Raw genomic sequence first — 16,671 nt, 5'->3', positions numbered from 1 at the left:
GTCCTGCAGCGTTATGCAGCGACAGGGAATGATCTGGATGCCACGGCGGTTTCCATGCGCATCAAGGATCTACCGGATTCTCGGCGCACACGGGACCGGGATACACGAAGAGGATGGGGTAGACGAGATGGCAACTGACTACGACGCACCGAGGCGTACAGAGTCCGACGAGGTTTCGGAGGACTCTCTCGAGGAGCTGAAGGCGCGACGCAACGAAGCGCAGTCAGCCGTCGTCGACATCGACGAGACGGACACCGCGGAGTCCTTCGAGCTGCCGGGTGCCGACCTTTCCGGCGAGGAACTCTCGGTTCGAGTTGTTCCGAAGCAGGCAGACGAGTTCACGTGTTCGAGCTGCTTCCTGGTTCATCACCGCAGCCGCCTGGCCAGTGATGCCAACGGACAGCTCGTATGCATGGACTGCGCTGCCTGATCTCCCTTCCCGGTGGTCGACCCGTCAGCTCGCGGGTCGACCAAGGGTCGGGAAGTACTGCTTTGCTGTGACCGCGCTGGTCAGCGATCCAGCGCAGCCAGCAGATCAGCGGGACGACGTGTGCTCACCAGCCAGTACGGCGTGGGATCCTCCGGATCGTCGAGCACGATCAACACCATTGTCTTGACCCATGGGCGATGTTGGACGAACGCCGACGGATCGAGTTGGCGCCCCATCGCCGCACTCTTTGCGGAAGCCGGCACTGCTGCCGCCCGCGAAATCAGTTCGACCGGCAGGTGGGCTCGACCCACGTGCAGTTCTTTCACCCCTGCTGTCTCCACCACCTCGACGCGCATCCGGCTGAGCCAGAATGCCGCCCAGATCGGGATGGGGAGCAGCACGACGTACGCCAGGTACGAGAGAAGCCCCGGACGGCCCATGTGGACCTCGGCCGCGAGGAGTCCGGCTACGGCCAGCCCGGCGATCCACCACCAGATCGGCACCCACAAGCGCTCGGAGAACAGCGTCGTGGACGGGGGCGTTGTGGTGGCGACGTCAGGTCGAGATGTTTCGGGCACCTGTCAAGGATAGTCCGTCGCTACGAGTAGTCTTGGCCCACGTGAGCGACCATCTCTCCATCGCCTTGAAGCGACTGGATCCAGACCTGCCCGTTCCACAGCGTGCGCATCCCGGAGATGCGGGTGTGGATCTGTGCTCCACCAGCGATGTCACCATCGAACCCGGCCACCGAACACTGGTCGGAACGGGGATCGCGATCGCTTTGCCGGTGGGCACCGTCGGGTTGATCCATCCGCGTTCCGGACTTGCCGCAAAATCGGGACTGTCGATCGTGAACGCGCCCGGAACCGTGGACGCGGGATACCGGGGCGAACTCAAGGTCTGCTTGATCAATCTCGATCCGGCCACAGCCATCGACATCCGCCGCGGTGACCGAATCGCTCAGCTCGTGGTTCAACGAGTCGAACTTCCGGTTTTCGAGGAAGTCGAGTCGCTGGACGACACGACCAGAGGAACCGGAGGCTACGGTTCCAGCGGCGGTCACGCGATACTCGATACCGATGCGCCTGGCGCGGGCGTCGGAGAGGGAGTCTGAATCATGTTCGGACGCAAGAAGAAGACAGACGTCGACGAGGAACCCACCAGCTTCTTCGGTGACGAGAACGACGAGTCGGTGGAGATCGACGAGGTCGAAGACGATCTCGACGTCGCCGGCGACGAGTTCGGTGACGAATCGGAAGGCCCTTACGACATCACGGAGATCGATTCCGACGATCCGACGGCAGGCCGTGACGGTCAGCGCCTGGATCTCGGTTCCGTTCTGGTGCCGATGCCGACCGGCGGACAGTTGCAGGTCGAGATGGCACCCAACGGTTCTCCGCAGGCCGTGCACCTGGTCACCGAACATGGCCGCATCACGGTTGCTGCATACGCCGCCCCGAAATCACCCGGTCAGTGGCGTGAGGTCGTTGCCGAACTCGCGCAGTCGCTTCGCGACGACAATTCTGCGGTGAGCGTCGAGAACGGCCCTTGGGGCCGGGAACTGGCTGCCGTGACGGCCAACATGGACCTGCGGTTCATCGGCGTCGACGGTCCGCGGTGGATGGTGCGCTGCGTGGTAGCGGGTCCGAGCGGATCCACCGCCGCGAACACCCCTTTGGTGGCAATCGCACGCGACATCCTGCGAGACACCGTCGTCAACCGAGGATCGGAGCCGCATCCGGTGCGGACACCGCTGCCCGTCGTGCTCCCGCAGGTACTCGCCGAGCAGCTGGCGGCCGCACACGAGCAGCAGTTGGCGACAGCGCAGCAGCAACAGGTCGCCGCCCAGCAGCAACAGCAGTCAGCTCCGCCCGCTCCGCCGGCACCTCCAGCGCGACCGACCCCGCCGCCGCGTAGCGGCGAATCCGGTTCTGCCATGCAGCAATTGGGTCAGTAGCAGGGTTTCTTTCAGGCGCTCGCGGTGGTATCGGATTCGATCGCCGCGAGCGCTTTGATGCAGGTGGCCCCGAGAACCGCGGGGTCGCGCCCGATCATGTCGAGCGTCGTCGTGGCGACTGCGCCGCGGGGGAGTGCATTCGCCCAGGCCTGCGCCACTGCCGCGGGATGAACCGGATCGTCCACCGCCGAAGCGATGCCGACCGGAATGCCCACCGCCTGTAACGCGCTCTCGCTGAGCGAGTGGTACGACGCCGCCTCGTCGAGCGCGACCGGGAGATCGGGCCATTGAGAGCGCCAGGAGCGCTCGAGTTCGGCTCCGAGCCACGCCGGACTCGACGCGAGCATCGCTGCGATCACCGCTTCCAACCCTTCGGAGCGCAGTTGTGCTGCGGTGAACCTCGCGCTCGCTGCAGCGGGTGCGTCGTCCGCCGACCCGATCCAGGCCGGAAGTGCTGCCAACACACTCACGGTTCGATCGGGGTTCTCGGCGGCCCACTGGAGCGCCACGGCGGCCCCGATCGAGACGCCTCCGACGATGATTCGGCCGTGCGTGTCCGCGGCTCGGTCCATCGCGTCCAGATAGCCGTCCACGACACGCCGAGGGTCCGGTTCAATTGCGACGATGCGCACACCCAGAGCCGCTAGCGGCGCCCGGAATGCGCGGTCTGCGAAGTGGGCGTCAGAGCCTGTACCTGGGAGAACGACGGCAACGGTCGCCGATTCTGAGTTCTGCATCTTTTGATCTTGCCCGGTGCCCCCGAGACGCGGACTGACCGGTGTGGTTACACGCTCGTAATGGGTCTACAGTGGCGATCACACAGCCCTTCACGTGACGCGAAACCCTTGCGTCACACATGTTCGCAGGAGCGCGCAATGGCACCCGCCGCCGCAGGATATTTTCGTCGACTGACCCAGCGTCTGACCGAGGACGTCGACCAGTTGGACGCCAAGGAGATGGCCGAGTCCAACAAGGCTTCCGGAGGTCAGAAGGCCTGCGATTGTCGTCGCGGTGAAGAAGTCACGATGGTGGGCCGACTCCGCAGCGTCGACGCGTGTCCCAAGTCGGGAAATGCCAGCATCGAGGCCGAGTTCTTCGACGGCACCGAGGTGATCAATCTCGTCTGGATCGGGCGTCGCCGGATCCCGGGAATCGAGACCGGTAAGACCCTGCTGATCCGCGGTCGTGTGGGCGAGCGTGACGGTCGCAAGGCGATCTTCAACCCTTACTACGAACTGCGCGGCGAATAGGCGCGTTTCCCGCATTTACCGTGCAACTCGGTGACTGTGGCACCCTCGACAGGTGACTGAAACACAACAGCGATCGGTAATCGACCAACTCGGCGGGCTGAGTGGTCTGATCTATTCGTCTTTGCCGATTCTGATTTTTGTCCCGGTCAACAGTATCTGGAACCTCACCGCGGCAATCTGGGCCGCATTGGGCGTCGCTGTCGCTATCGCGGCCTGGCGCCTTTTCCGCAAGGATTCCCTCCAACCCGCAATTTCCGGGTTTCTCGGAGTCGGAGTTTCCGCGTTCATCGCCTATCGCACCGGCGATGCCAAAGGATATTTCCTCTTCGGTATCTACACGAGCCTCGCCTACGGTGCGGTCTTCCTGATTTCCATCCTCGTGCGCTGGCCCCTCGTCGGAATCATCTGGGGTTATCTCAACGGGCACGGCAATCTCTGGCGCAAGCACAGCTCCGCCGTCCGGCTCTACGACATCGCGACGGCGGCGTGGGCGCTGGTATTCGGTGCACGGTATCTCGTTCAGTCACAGCTCTACGACACCGACCACACTGGATGGCTCGCAGTCGCGCGTATCGGCATGGGTTGGCCATTGACCGGTTTGGTGCTGCTCGTGACGGTCTGGGCTGTGCGGAAGGCCGATCGCGTCGTCGAGCCGGAACCGGTTGTGGAGCCCGAAAGCAGCGAGCCCACCGCAACGGACGCAGGGTCCGAAGAGGTGGGCTCGGTGAATTTGACGAAGCCGCGCGAAGACCGCGATCTCAGCTGATCAGGTCCTGGTACTCGGGGTGCTTGTCGAGAAACTTCACGACGTACGGGCAGACCGGGTGAACCTTGAGGCCACGGGCGCGTAGGTCGTCCAGAGCCTGGCGGACCAGAATCGCGGCCAGCCCGAAACCTTCGAAGGCCGGGTAGATCTCGGTGTGGTTGAACGAGACGACGTCACCGGACGTGGTGTAGTCCTCGATGCCGGCGAGGTCGCCGTCTGCATGGATCTCGTACCGGCTCTGGGCTGGATTGTCGGTGACTACGGTGTTTTCGGGTGCTTGTGCCATGTGATTCCCTTTCGTCGTCAGTGTGTTCGTCGGTCAATTCTCCAGGCGGAGTGCAACGCGCAACTGATCCTCGGCGTCGACGGCCGCGACGAACAGGAGTTCGTCTCCACCTTCGATGGGATCGTCCATCTGCGGGACGATCACACGCCCACCCCGCAGAATGGTGACCAGTGCGCAGTCCCGCGGAAGTTCGAGCTTCTTGACGGCTTTTCCGGCAAGAGGCGTGTTGTCGGGCAACGTGATCTCGACGAGATTGGCCTGCCCCTGCCGCAGTGTCATCAGTTTGACCAGGTCACCGACGGAGACGGCTTCTTCGACGAGCGAAGCGAGCATCCGCGGTGTCGAGACGGCGACGTCGACGCCCCACGACTCGTCGAAGAGCCATTCGTTGCGGGGATCATTGACGCGGGCGACAACTCGGCGAACGCCGAACTCGGTTTTCGCGAGCAGACTGAGGACCAGGTTGGCCTTGTCGTCTCCGGTTGCGGCGATCACGACCTCGTAGGACTCCATCGACGCGTCCTCGAGGCGGCTGAGTTCGCACGCGTCCGCGTGTACCCACTTCGCCTCGGGCACCGACTCCGGTTCGATGTGATCGAGTTTGCGCTCGATCAGCATGACGTCGTGCGAGCTTCGAATCAGCTCTCGCGCAATGGAGCGGCCTACGGCGCCGGCTCCGGCGATGGCGACCTTCATCGAGAACTTCCAATCACGTTGTAGTGCAACACAGTCGCAGGCTTGTTGTGAGGGGCGGCGTTCGGATCAGTCATCTGCGGCCTCCGTCAGTCGTCACTCGGCGGCGGGTTGCCGGCCAGTGCGATCGCTTCGGCGACGGTTCCCGATACCGCGGCAATGTAGACCTGGTCGTCGGCCTGGATGACGGTCTTGCGATCGGGGAGCACGCCGGTTCCGAATCGGATGATGAAGGCGACTCTCGAACTGGTCGCGCTCTCGAGTAGTGCGATCGGCTTGCCGGCCCAATCCTCGTGCAGGGCAAGTTCGGTAATCGCAACAGTGCCCGAAGGATCGCGCCACTTCGCGGTCTGACTTTCCTTGGTCAGCGTGTGCAGGAAGCGATCCGTCGACCACGGCACGGTCGCGACGGTGGGGATGCCGAGGCGCTCGTAAACAGCGGCACGCTTGGCGTCGTAAATACGCGCGACGACGCGTTCGACGCCGAAGGTCTCGCGTGCGACTCGCGCCGCGATGATGTTGGAGTTGTCTCCCGAGGAGACCGCAGCGAAGGCGTCGGCCCGCTCGATGCCCGCCCGGACCAGCACGTCACGGTCGAACCCCATTCCCAGAACCTTGGTTCCCGGGAAGTCGAGATCGAGACGCAGAAACGCACTCTGATCGCGGTCGATGACGGCGACCTCATGTCCGATCCTGGTCAGAGACGCGGCGAGGGAAGAACCCACTCGACCGCACCCCATGATGACGACATACACGCCCTACTCCGTTCATGGACCCTCATGGCGCGATTGCACGCCGAATCGAACGGTACAGCCCCTCACGGGAAGAGCAAGTACAACGGTCGCCTGCGTGCCGGGTGTCACGACAAAAGGTGAAGTTGGGGCTCTGATGACTCCGAATCGGGCGAGACGGCTTACGCTTTGCACGTGTCTAAGCTCTCGACCGCTACCAAGCGGCTCCTGCTCGGTCGGCCGTTCCGAAGCGACAAACTCGGGCACACGCTGCTACCCAAGCGAATTGCACTACCGGTCTTCGCGTCCGACGCGATGTCGTCCGTCGCGTATGCCCCCGAAGAAATCTTCCTGGTTCTCTCCGTCGCGGGTATTTCCGCGTATGCGTACACACCCTGGATCGGATTGTCCGTCGCCATCGTCATGGCTGTGGTGGTGGCGAGCTACCGCCAGAACGTCCATGCATACCCGTCCGGTGGCGGCGACTACGAGGTCGCGACGGTCAACCTGGGCCCGACCGCCGGTCTGACCGTCGGTAGTGCGCTGATGGTCGACTACGTGCTGACGGTCGCCGTGTCGATCTCGTCGGCGGCGTCGAACATCGGCTCGGCTCTGCCGTTCGTCGCGCAGCACAAGGTGTTGTTCGCGGTTGCGGCGATCGTGTTGCTGACCGCGGTCAACCTTCGCGGTATCCGTGAATCCGGTACCGCGTTCGCAATTCCGACCTACGCATTCATCGTCGGCATGTTCCTGATGCTCGGGTGGGGGTTCTTCCGGATCTACGTCCTCGGCGAGGACGTGCACGCGGAATCGTCGTCGTTCACGCTCAACGCCGAGGATTCGCATCTGTACGGAATTGCCTTCGCGTTCCTGATCGCGCGCGCCTTCTCCTCGGGCTGTGCTGCATTGACCGGCGTCGAGGCCATCAGTAACGGCGTACCGGCGTTCCAGAAGCCGAAATCGCGCAACGCGGCCACGACCTTGCTGCTGCTCGGGTCGATCGCCATCGTCCTGTTGATGGGCATCATCATCCTGGCTCAGAAGATCGGCATCGTCTACGCACACAATCCGCAGGAACAGCTGGTCGGTGCGCCGGAGGGTTACCACCAGAAGACCTTGATCGCGCAGATCGCCGAAGCCGTGTTCAGTGGTTTCCCGATCGGATTCTTCTTCATGGCGATCGTCACGGCACTGATCTTGGTTCTGGCCGCGAACACCGCGTTCAACGGATTCCCGGTACTCGGATCGATCCTGGCGCAGGATCGGTACCTACCGCGTCAGCTGCACACGCGCGGCGACCGACTGGCATTCAGCAACGGAATCCTCTTCCTCTCCGGTGCTGCGATCGCATTCGTCGTGGTGTTCGGCGCCGAGGTCACCAAGCTCATCCAGCTGTACATCGTCGGCGTCTTCGTCTCGTTCGTGCTCAGCCAGACGGGCATGATCAAGCACTGGACTCGGCATCTGAAGTCCGAGACCGACAAGACACAGCGGGCCCGGATGCAGCGCTCGCGAGTGATCAATTCGATCGGTCTCGCAATGACCGCCACCGTCCTGATCATCGTTCTGATCACCAAGTTCGCTGCCGGCGCCTGGATCGCCATCGTCGCGATGGTCGCGATCTTCATCGTGATGAAGATGATCCGCAAGCACTACGACAGCGTCGCAGCCGAACTCGAGGAGCAGGAGTGGGACGGCGTACTGCCCAGCCGCACGCACTCGATCGTGCTCGTCTCGAAGTTGCACATGCCGACGATGCGAGCTCTCGCCTACGCGCGAGCCACGCGACCTGACACCCTCGAAGCCATCACGGTCAACGTCGACGAGCCCGACACCCGTGCACTCGTGCGTGAGTGGGAGAAGAGCGACGTGACGGTTCCGCTCAAGGTGATCGAGTCGCCGTACCGCGAAATCACCAAGCCGGTTCTCGATTACGTCAAGCGTGTACGACGCGATGCTCCGCGTGATGTCGTCACCGTCTTCATTCCCGAGTACGTCGTCGGACACTGGTGGGAGCAGATCCTGCACAATCAGAGCGCGCTTCGTCTGAAGAGTCGTCTGCTCTTCCAGCCCGGCGTGATGGTGACCAGCGTTCCGTGGCAGCTGAGTTCGTCGGCAAAGGCAAAGCCGCTGGACATCGAGAAGACCGCAGGCGCCACGCGTCGCGGTTACGACACCGGCGAGAAATGATCACCGGCGAAAAATGATCGGCAACATCGAAATGGCAGGCGTAGTTCGTTGAGTGAGAATTGGACCGGGCAGACCTTCGAGGTCGATCTGGGTAACCCCGGTCACGGCGGGTTCGTCGTCGCCCGGCACGAGGGACGGGTCGTGTTCGTCCGTCACGGTTTGCCGGGGGAGCGGGCGCTGGTCCGGGTGACGGAGGACAAGGGCGGATCGTTCTGCCGCGCCGACGCCATCACAGTTCTCGACGCATCTCCGCATCGCATCGATCCGACATGCCCGATCTCCGGCCCGGGCGGGGCGGGCTGTTGCGATTACTCGCATGCGGATCTGAGCGTCCAACGTGAGATGAAGACCTCGGTCGTGCGTGAGCAGCTTCTGCGACTCGCTCGTGTCGAATCGGACGTCGCGGTAGAGGAACTACCTGGAACCGGAGACGGAACGGGTTGGCGCACGCGAGTCCGGTTGGCGGTGGACGGGCACGGGGTCGCGGGATACCACGCGTACCGGAGCAACCCGATCGTCACGGACCTGCGCTGCACCCAGATCGATCAGAGCGCGTACGACGGTCTCGGCGGTGCGCAATGGGCGCCAGGGAGCGAGCTGCAGGTCGTTCTCGACGCTGCCGGTCAGCGGCACGTCGTGGAAATTGCCGCACCCGCGGTGTCCAAGACGGGACGGCGGACGCCGGGGCGTCGCGGCGCGATGGCACGCCGAGCGGCGAGCGGCGGCCCGCGAAAGACCCGAGTGGCCATCGGATCGGACACAGTGACCGAGCGCGTCGGCAATCGAGAATGGGCGCTGGCCGCGACCGGTTTCTGGCAGGCCCATCGCGGCGCTGCGAACGCGTACTCACAGGTGGTCGGGGAGTGGGCCGGAGCCGCTACCGGGGACACGGCGTGGGATCTCTACGGCGGAGTCGGGGTTTTCGCATCCGTGCTCGCCGACCTTGTCGGGCCGTCCGGCGTGGTGGAGTCAGTCGAATCTTCGGCGCGTGCAGTCGCGGACGGGCGGGCAGCTCTGTCCGATCTCGGTCAGGTGCGCTTCCACAGCGCCCGCGTCGAGAACGTCATCGCGGAGCTGGAGCGTTCGCCTGCCGTCGTCGTGCTAGACCCGCCACGTGCGGGAGCCGGCCGTCCGGTCGTGGAAGCTCTCGCCGCAACGGGCGCTGAACGGATCGTGCACATCGGGTGCGACCCGGCGTCGTTCGGCCGCGATATCGGTCTCTACCTGGAGCAGGGCTTCAGAATCGGCGGCCTCCGGGCGTTCGACGCCTTCCCTCAGACACACCACATGGAGTGCATCGCGCTCCTAGAACGCTGACGCGTCCCGAAATCTTTCCCTGAAACGGTGTGACGCTTCTCGCGTTCAGAACAGTTGCTTGCATTACGCAACTAATCGTATAGTTTCGTTCTGCAAGTAGTTTTCCGTTTTCAAGTCACGGCTCGTTCGAGCCACTCGAATTCAGGGGTAGGCAATGTCGGTACAGCCGGAGACGGCCCAAGCGCTCGTCGACACGATCTTCATGTTCGGCAGATCGCTGCGAGCCGCGGTCACCACCGGTGCAGACAGCCTGCTGCCGCCTGCGCTGGTCAGTGTGTTGTTCATGCTGGCAGCGCGTGGGGAGTGCCGACAGAACGAATTGGCCGTCGATCTGTGTGTCAGTCAGTCGTCGCTCAGCCGGCAAATGTCGGATCTGGTCGACGCTGGGTATGTCGAGAGAAATCCCGATCCGGCTGACAAGCGGGCGTTCCGCATCCGAGTATCGGAAGAGGGACACGACGTTTTACGGAGAACCACGCAGCGGCGTGCGGCGCGTTTGCGCAACATGCTCGAAGACTGGAGCCAGGAAGAGGCCATGGCCGCAGTGACATCGCTGCAACGTCTCAACGAGACGTTCGGCGCATCGAATCGGCAGGCCTCACCGGCAGTTCCGCACACGGGCGTAGAAAGTATTGGGAGATAAGGCACATGGCAGCAACAGTAGGAGAAACCCGGGCAAGTACCGGAGGTGACGGATCGGCTCGCGAAGCGGGCGCGATGACTCACCGCGAAATTCTCGAAGCACTCACCGGACTCATCGCAGCGCTGTTCACCGCGCTGCTCAGCAGCACCATCGTTTCGACAGCGCTTCCCACGATCATCGGTGAACTGCACGGAACTCAGACGCAGTACGCCTGGATCATCACCACGGCACTGCTCGCCACTGCGGCATCGACGCCGATCTGGGGCAAACTGGCCGACCTTTACAACAAGAAGGTCCTGGTCCAGACCGCGATCGTCATCTTCGTGATCGGCTCGGTCATCGCCGGCGCGGCGCACAATGTTCCGTTGCTGCTGGGTGCACGTGTCATCCAGGGCATCGGCATGGGCGGCCTGACTGCTCTCGTCGTAGCCATCATCGGCACGATCATCCCGCCGCGAGATCGTGGTCGCTACTCCGGATACATGGGCGCGGCAATGGCCGTCTCGATGTCCGGTGGACCGATCCTCGGCGGCGTCCTCGTGGACACTGCCGGCTGGCGCTGGTGCTTCTACGTGTGTGTTCCGTTGGCAGTCATCGCACTGTTCCTGCTTCAGCGCACACTGCACGTCGAGACCGTGAAGAAGGACAACGTCTCCATCGACTGGATGGGCGCCACCTTGCTCACCGCCGGTGTCAGCGTCCTGCTGATCTGGGTTTCGTTTGCCGGTCAGGACGACTACTACGCCTGGTTCTCGAAGGAGTCGGCCTTCTTCGTCATCGGTGGTCTGGCCCTGCTCGGCCTGACGATGTTCGTCGAATCCAAGGTCAAGGATCCGATCCTGCCGATCAAGATCATCACCGAGCGCACAACTGCTCTCGCGATCATCGCCTCGATCGCAGTCGGTGTCGGCCTCTTCGGTGCGACGACCTTCCTGACGCAGTACTTCCAGACCGCACGCGGATTCGATCCCACCGAAGCCGGATTGCTCACCATTCCGATGGTCGCAGGCATGCTCGTCGCCTCCGTCGGCTCGGGACAGCTGATCACCAAGTTCGGTCAGTGGAAGCCCTTCATCGTCGCCGGCGCAGTTCTGCTGCTGGTCGGTTTCGGGCTGCTGTCGACGATCGACCACGCCACCAGCCTCTGGACCATCGGAATCTTCATCGCCATCGTCGGTCTGGGTACCGGCATGTTGATGCAGAACATCGTGCTCGCGGTGCAGAACACGGTCAGCGTCGAGAACATCGGTGCGGCCAGCAGTATCGTGGCGTTCTTCCGCACGTTCGGCGGCGCGATCGGCGTGTCGGTGCTCGGTTCGATTCTTGCGACCCGCGTCAAGACACTGACAGTCGATTCGGTCTCCACCTTGCCGCCCGAGCAGCAGGCAGTAGCTGGAAAGAGCCTCCAGGACGGCCTCGACCTGAGCAATATGCCTGACTTCGTCTCGCAGATCGTTCGGTTCGCCTACGGCGACGCAACAGGACGGATCTTCCTGGTCGCAGCCGTCGTCGCTGTGGTCACGCTCGTGTCGGTCATCTTCATCCCGAACCGTCCGCTGCGCACCACGATCGACATCGCGACTCCTGACGCCGAGCAGAAGTACGAAGAAGAGCGCGAAGAGAAGAACCTCACTCGCTGATCCGCATGCCCGGCTGGTCTACCGCCGGCCGCGTCTTCTGAACAGTTCTGTCACGCCATAGCCCATCGAACGCGGACAGAGATCGATTCTTCGATCTCTCCGCGTTCGACGGCTATCGGGGCCGAATCCGCTTTCATCGCCGCGACACGTCCGCGCATCGGCACGATCTGGTCGAAGTCCTCGAGCACCTCGAGCACTTCGACCAGATCTTTGTCTGCCAGGTCCGCGAACTGTCTGGCTTTCGATTCGGCTGCCGTCCATGCCAATTCGCGTGCTTTTGTCGCCAGATCGCTGCGGTCGTCGAGGTCGAACTCGAGCCCGTCGAGCCGAATCGCGTCGCCGCCCACCGATACACACGCCGCGATGACGGCGGCGGGGGAGTTCGCCGCTTCCGGCTCCAGCTCTCGCAGTACGACTCGGAAAGTTGTCGATGCGGTGAATCCTGTTGTCTCCTGGCGGCCTCCGTCACTCCAGTGAGTCTGCGGATGGACGCTCAGCCCGGCGGTGGTGAGGTCCGCTCCGCGCACACCGCGCGCGTGCAGGGTCTCGGTCAGAGCAGTGGACAGACGCGCGACGGCGTCGAATGCGTCGGAAACGGCCGTCTGTGTCACCGATACTCCGATCGTCAGCCGCACGATGTCGGGAACAGCTGTTGCAGTGGCAGTTCCGGTCACCGTGACAGTGGACGGTTCCGAGGTGAGGGCGGTGGTCGGCATGTGTACTTCCTATCCGATTCGTCCGGCGGATATGACACTCCGCAACATCAGGTCCAATTGCTCGTAGGCGCCCGCAGCCAGTCGTTCGAGAAGCGCAAGTTTCAACTCGGGTGCCTGTGCGGTCAGTTCTGCATATCGCTCCGGAGTCAGCACGGCCACGGTGACCGTGGAATCGGCGCGGATGTCGTTGAGGAACGGAGTGTCGAGGAACATCGTCATCTCGCCGAACGTCATTCCGGCGGAGAGCGTCGTGATGCGGTGCTCGACCCCGTGCGCGTCGGTGAACATGGTGCTGACCTGGCCACTGAGAATCAGGTAGAAGCCAGACGCCGATTCACCTCGGCGGGCGATCTTCTCGCCGCGGGCATAGGTACGAGTCTCCAACTCTGCCGAGAATCCCTCGATCTGTGCCGCGGACAGAGCATCGAGAACTGGGTGGTCCTCGATCGAGATCGTCGACGCCTGCCGTTCGGCCTCACAATGCACCGCAAGCAACGTGTCTTCGCACCACTGCATGGCGGAATCGAGATCCGCAAAAACCCGACCACTTCTTCTGGCGGGGTCGATGCTCGAACTTCGTTGTCCCAGCAGTCCTTGCGGATCGACGACGGCCACCGCACAAGCCTGCTCGGCCAGTTGAACCTGCAGCGCAGTGATCATGCGTACTGCGACGTCGCTGGCGTCGTCGACACGGCGGACGTCGATGACGACAACTTCGAGGCCCTCGTCCACCGAGCCGATTTCGCGGACCGCCGATTCGGCACCGGTGAAGAGGAGATCGCCGTGCAGTTCGTAGACCCGGCTGCGCTTGCCGACGTCGTCGAGCACAGCCTGTTCGGTCGGGGTGCGTCGTACTCGCGACGGTGCTTCGATGACGCTGTATCTGGCCCGGATCGACGAGCGTGACGCCCGCGTCACGTGGAGGAAGTGCAGTTCGAGTTCCTTCGACAGTGCCCGGGCAGACGCAACTCCGCGAACGCTGTTTCCGTGAACGTCGAGCCTGGGGGAGTACACCGCGATGCCGATCTGGCCGGGCAGAACCGCCAGGACTCCGCCGCCGACGCCGCTCTTGGCCGGCAATCCGACCTCCACCAGCCACTTTCCGGCGCCGTCGTACATGCCGCACGTCGCCATGACGCTGAGGACCTGTTCGACGCCCGCGGGGGCCAGCGCGCGCTCGTGGGTGAGCGGATTGACACCGTTGTTCGCCATCGTCGCAGCCATCAGACTCAGGTCGCGGCAGGTCACGTCGATCGAGCATTGACGGAAATACAGGTCGACGGCCTCGTCGGGATTGCCGGTGATGACGTCGAAGGATCGCAGCATGTGTCCGATCGCGCGGTTGCGGTGACCGGTGCGCGCCTCGGAGGTGTAGACCGACTCGTTGAATGCCAGTTCGCGGCCCGCGTACCTCGAGTACGCCGAGCGGATGCGCTCGAAGCGGGCCTCGGGATTCGGGCCGGCGACCAGTGATGCAGCGGTGATCGCCCCGGCATTGATCATGGGGTTTCGTGGCCGTTCGGTGAGCGGGTCGAGGCTGATTTCGTTGAACGGCTCGCCGGATGGTTCGACGTCGATTTTCGCGGCAACCGCCTCGCTTCCCCGATCGGCGAGAGCCAAGGCGTAGGTGAAGGGTTTCGAGATCGACTGAATGGTGAACGGGATTCGCGAGTCGCCGATCTCGTAGACGTAACCGTCGACGGTGGCGATGCAGATTCCGAACGAATCGGGGGCGACCGCCGCGAGTTCGGGGATGTAGTCGGCCAACTCGCCCTCGTCGAGTGATCGGACTTCGTCGAACACTCGCGTTATCAGGTCTTCGACCACAGTTCCCATACGTCGACCTTAAGCCGACATGGCGGTCGTTTTGTGGAACAAGAGTTGTCGAGTCGATTGCGACGGATCCCATTTGTCTGTGATTGCGATCACGAGCGATCCGTGGGATTTCGCTGTTACGCGAAGTCACACCGGATTCGGGCCGAGTCCGCGTGTCGGTTCGCCGGAACGCTCCGTAGACTGGCAGCACTGTCGCGAAGACAGCCGCGGCGCGCACCGGTGCAGCTGTGAAGCACGGAGGGAGCGATCTCGTTGGGTGTTCTTGCCCGCATTCAGGGTCCTGACGATCTAAGTCAGTTGAGCCACGCCGAGATGACGGAGTTGGCCGACGAGATTCGTGAGTTCCTCGTGCTGAAGGTCGCTGCGACCGGTGGTCACCTCGGGCCCAACTTGGGCGTCGTGGAGTTGACCCTCGCACTGCACCGAATTTTCGACTCGCCGCAGGACGCGATCATCTTCGACACGGGCCATCAGGCCTACGTGCACAAGATCCTCACCGGTCGTCAGGATCAGTTCGACACTCTGCGTAAGCAGGGCGGACTGTCCGGGTATCCGTGCCGCGCCGAGAGCGAACACGACTGGGTCGAGTCCTCTCACGCTTCCGCCGCGTTGTCCTATGCCGACGGCCTCGCGAAGGCCTTCGCGCTCACGGGCCAGAATCGCCACGTTGTCGCCGTCGTCGGTGACGGCGCCCTGACCGGCGGAATGTGTTGGGAAGCCCTCAACAACATCGCAGCCGGAAAAGACCGTTCGGTGGTGATCGTCGTCAACGACAACGGTCGCTCGTACGCGCCGACCATCGGCGGCCTCGCCGACCATCTTTCGGCACTGCGCACCGCGCCGAGTTACGAGCGCGCCCTCGACAGTGGCCGACGCTTGGTCAAGAGACTGCCCTGGGTGGGGCGCACCGCGTACTCCGTCCTGCACGGAATGAAGGCGGGTCTCAAGGACGCGGTCAGCCCTCAGGTCATGTTCACCGATCTGGGTATCAAGTACCTCGGACCGGTCGACGGACACGACGAAGCCGCCATGGAATCGGCGTTGCGCCGGGCGAAGGCCTACGGCGGACCGGTCATCGTGCATGCCGTCACTCGTAAGGGCAACGGTTACGCACACGCCGAGAACGACGTGGCCGACCAGATGCATGCCACCGGCGTCATCGATCCCGTCACCGGTCGCGGCACCAAGTCGTCCGCGCCGGACTGGACGTCGGTCTTCTCGGCCGCATTGATCGAGCAGGCTTCACGTCGTGAGGACATCGTCGCCATCACCGCGGCGATGGCCGGGCCCACCGGCCTCGCGGCATTCGGTGAGAAGTTCCCCGATCGGATTTTCGACGTCGGTATCGCCGAGCAGCATGCGATGACCTCGGCCGCCGGTCTTGCACTTGGCGGACTTCACCCCGTCGTTGCTATCTACTCGACCTTCCTCAATCGGGCTTTCGACCAGTTGTTGATGGACGTCGCACTGCTCAAACAACCGGTGACAGTCGTGCTCGACCGCGCCGGGGTCACCGGAGTCGACGGCGCCAGCCACAACGGCGTCTGGGATCTTTCGCTGCTCGGAATCATCCCGGGGATTCGCGTCGCGGCACCGCGTGATGCAGACACACTGCGGGAAGAACTGGACGAGGCGCTTCTCGTCGACGACGGCCCAACGGTCGTACGGTTCCCGAAGGGTGCTGTACCCGAAGCGATTCCGGCAGTGAAGCGACTCGACGGAATGGTCGACGTTCTCAAGGCCAGCGAGGGTGAGCGCGGCGACGTGCTCCTCGTCGCGGTGGGCCCGTTTGCATCCTTGGCGCTCGAGATTGCCGAGCGGCTCGACAAGCAGGGCATCTCGGTTGCCGTCGTTGATCCGCGATGGGTTCTGCCGGTCGCGGATTCGCTGGTGAAGATGGCGGACAAGTACGCCCTCGTGGTCACCATCGAAGACGGCGGTCTGCACGGCGGCATCGGTTCGACGGTCTCGGCCGCGATGCGTGCCGCCGGAGTGCACACGTCGTGCCGCGACATGGGCGTTCCTCAGCAGTTCCTCGATCACGCCAGCCGCGAAGCCATCCACAAGGAACTCGGACTCACGGCTCAGGACCTCTCCCGCAAGATCACCGGCTGGGTGGCGGGGATGGGCAGCGTCGGCGTCCACGTCCAGGAAGACGCGTCGTCGGCTTCGGCTCAGGGCGAAGTCGCGCAAGGCTGACGGCTCGTCTCACGATA

The 16,671-nt window shown here is 63.4% G+C and carries 17 protein-coding genes; 10 read left to right on the top strand and 7 right to left on the bottom strand.

Going from position 1 to position 16,671, the window contains the following annotated elements; translation table 11 throughout:
- Positions 1–127: 127 nt before the first annotated feature.
- Complete coding sequence (locus AC2ETI_RS02090; RefSeq protein ID WP_003942593.1) at positions 128–430, top strand: DUF4193 domain-containing protein; 303 nt, start codon at positions 128–130, stop codon at positions 428–430.
- 80 nt (positions 431–510) lie between these two features.
- Here the strand turns inward: AC2ETI_RS02090 and AC2ETI_RS02085 are convergent, their stop codons facing one another.
- The gene (locus tag AC2ETI_RS02085) at positions 511–1,008 is read right to left on the bottom strand and encodes a DUF3093 domain-containing protein (protein WP_019748248.1); all 498 of its coding nucleotides are present in this window, start codon (positions 1,006–1,008) and stop codon (positions 511–513) included.
- Between the two features lie 41 nt (positions 1,009–1,049).
- On the opposite strand from AC2ETI_RS02085, the gene dut reads away from it, so the two are divergent.
- Together dut and AC2ETI_RS02075 are read left to right on the top strand one after the other, a co-directional pair.
- A complete protein-coding gene (dut, locus tag AC2ETI_RS02080) occupies positions 1,050–1,544 on the top strand; it encodes a dUTP diphosphatase (RefSeq protein WP_483633497.1) in 495 nt (164 codons plus the stop codon).
- 3 nt (positions 1,545–1,547) lie between these two features.
- Positions 1,548–2,387 carry a DUF3710 domain-containing protein gene (locus tag AC2ETI_RS02075; protein WP_070385148.1) on the top strand — a complete coding sequence of 280 codons (840 nt, stop codon included), beginning with the start codon at positions 1,548–1,550 and terminating at the stop codon, positions 2,385–2,387.
- 11 nt (positions 2,388–2,398) lie between these two features.
- On the opposite strand, the gene AC2ETI_RS02070 is transcribed toward AC2ETI_RS02075, so the two are convergent.
- Complete coding sequence (locus AC2ETI_RS02070) at positions 2,399–3,124, bottom strand: alpha/beta fold hydrolase (RefSeq protein ID WP_483633496.1); 726 nt, start codon at positions 3,122–3,124, stop codon at positions 2,399–2,401.
- Positions 3,125–3,262: 138 nt separating this feature from the next.
- Between AC2ETI_RS02070 and AC2ETI_RS02065 the strand changes: the two genes are divergently transcribed.
- Positions 3,263–3,637, top strand: a complete 375-nt coding sequence (locus AC2ETI_RS02065) for an OB-fold nucleic acid binding domain-containing protein (RefSeq protein ID WP_483633495.1) — start codon at positions 3,263–3,265, stop codon at positions 3,635–3,637.
- A 52-nt stretch (positions 3,638–3,689) separates the two neighbouring features.
- Complete coding sequence (locus AC2ETI_RS02060; RefSeq protein WP_483633494.1) at positions 3,690–4,403, top strand: DUF3159 domain-containing protein; 714 nt, start codon at positions 3,690–3,692, stop codon at positions 4,401–4,403.
- Here the strand turns inward: AC2ETI_RS02060 and AC2ETI_RS02055 are convergent.
- The 3 genes from AC2ETI_RS02055 to AC2ETI_RS02045 all read right to left on the bottom strand — a co-directional run bounded on the left by AC2ETI_RS02055 (position 4,396) and on the right by AC2ETI_RS02045 (position 6,137).
- The gene (locus tag AC2ETI_RS02055) at positions 4,396–4,689 is read right to left on the bottom strand and encodes a GNAT family N-acetyltransferase (protein ID WP_019748253.1); all 294 of its coding nucleotides are present in this window, start codon (positions 4,687–4,689) and stop codon (positions 4,396–4,398) included. The genes AC2ETI_RS02060 and AC2ETI_RS02055 overlap by 8 nt on opposite strands.
- Positions 4,690–4,722: 33 nt before the next feature.
- Entirely contained in the window at positions 4,723–5,385 is a 663-nt protein-coding gene (locus AC2ETI_RS02050) for a potassium channel family protein (RefSeq protein WP_003942632.1), read from the bottom strand.
- 86 nt (positions 5,386–5,471) lie between these two features.
- Positions 5,472–6,137, bottom strand: coding sequence for a potassium channel family protein (locus AC2ETI_RS02045; RefSeq protein ID WP_019748254.1), 666 nt, complete (start codon positions 6,135–6,137; stop codon positions 5,472–5,474).
- Positions 6,138–6,308: 171 nt separating this feature from the next.
- Between AC2ETI_RS02045 and AC2ETI_RS02040 the strand changes: the two genes are divergently transcribed.
- The 4 genes from AC2ETI_RS02040 to AC2ETI_RS02025 all read left to right on the top strand — a co-directional run bounded on the left by AC2ETI_RS02040 (position 6,309) and on the right by AC2ETI_RS02025 (position 11,903).
- Positions 6,309–8,303: an APC family permease gene (locus tag AC2ETI_RS02040; RefSeq protein WP_264614470.1), complete on the top strand. Its 1,995-nt coding sequence runs from the start codon at positions 6,309–6,311 to the stop codon at positions 8,301–8,303.
- A 48-nt stretch (positions 8,304–8,351) separates the two neighbouring features.
- Complete coding sequence (locus AC2ETI_RS02035; protein WP_483633493.1) at positions 8,352–9,620, top strand: class I SAM-dependent RNA methyltransferase; 1,269 nt, start codon at positions 8,352–8,354, stop codon at positions 9,618–9,620.
- Positions 9,621–9,774: 154 nt separating this feature from the next.
- Positions 9,775–10,263, top strand: a complete 489-nt coding sequence (locus AC2ETI_RS02030) for a MarR family winged helix-turn-helix transcriptional regulator (RefSeq protein ID WP_003942624.1) — start codon at positions 9,775–9,777, stop codon at positions 10,261–10,263.
- A 5-nt stretch (positions 10,264–10,268) separates the two neighbouring features.
- Complete coding sequence (locus AC2ETI_RS02025) at positions 10,269–11,903, top strand: MDR family MFS transporter (protein ID WP_021334295.1); 1,635 nt, start codon at positions 10,269–10,271, stop codon at positions 11,901–11,903.
- Between the two features lie 50 nt (positions 11,904–11,953).
- On the opposite strand, the gene AC2ETI_RS02020 is transcribed toward AC2ETI_RS02025, so the two are convergent.
- Together AC2ETI_RS02020 and glsA are read right to left on the bottom strand one after the other, a co-directional pair.
- Positions 11,954–12,619, bottom strand: a complete 666-nt coding sequence (locus tag AC2ETI_RS02020) for an SIMPL domain-containing protein (protein WP_019748257.1) — start codon at positions 12,617–12,619, stop codon at positions 11,954–11,956.
- 9 nt (positions 12,620–12,628) lie between these two features.
- Positions 12,629–14,455: a glutaminase A gene (glsA, locus tag AC2ETI_RS02015; RefSeq protein ID WP_019748258.1), complete on the bottom strand. Its 1,827-nt coding sequence runs from the start codon at positions 14,453–14,455 to the stop codon at positions 12,629–12,631.
- Positions 14,456–14,707: 252 nt separating this feature from the next.
- On the opposite strand from glsA, the gene dxs reads away from it, so the two are divergent.
- The gene (gene dxs / locus AC2ETI_RS02010; RefSeq protein ID WP_483633492.1) at positions 14,708–16,654 is read left to right on the top strand and encodes a 1-deoxy-D-xylulose-5-phosphate synthase; all 1,947 of its coding nucleotides are present in this window, start codon (positions 14,708–14,710) and stop codon (positions 16,652–16,654) included.
- The last annotated feature ends 17 nt before the right edge of the window (positions 16,655–16,671 follow it).

The organism is Rhodococcus sp. MurmanLake-1, from assembly GCF_056945715.1.
Note: the sequence above shows the minus strand (reverse complement) of the source record. Positions and strands in the feature narration are given on the sequence as shown.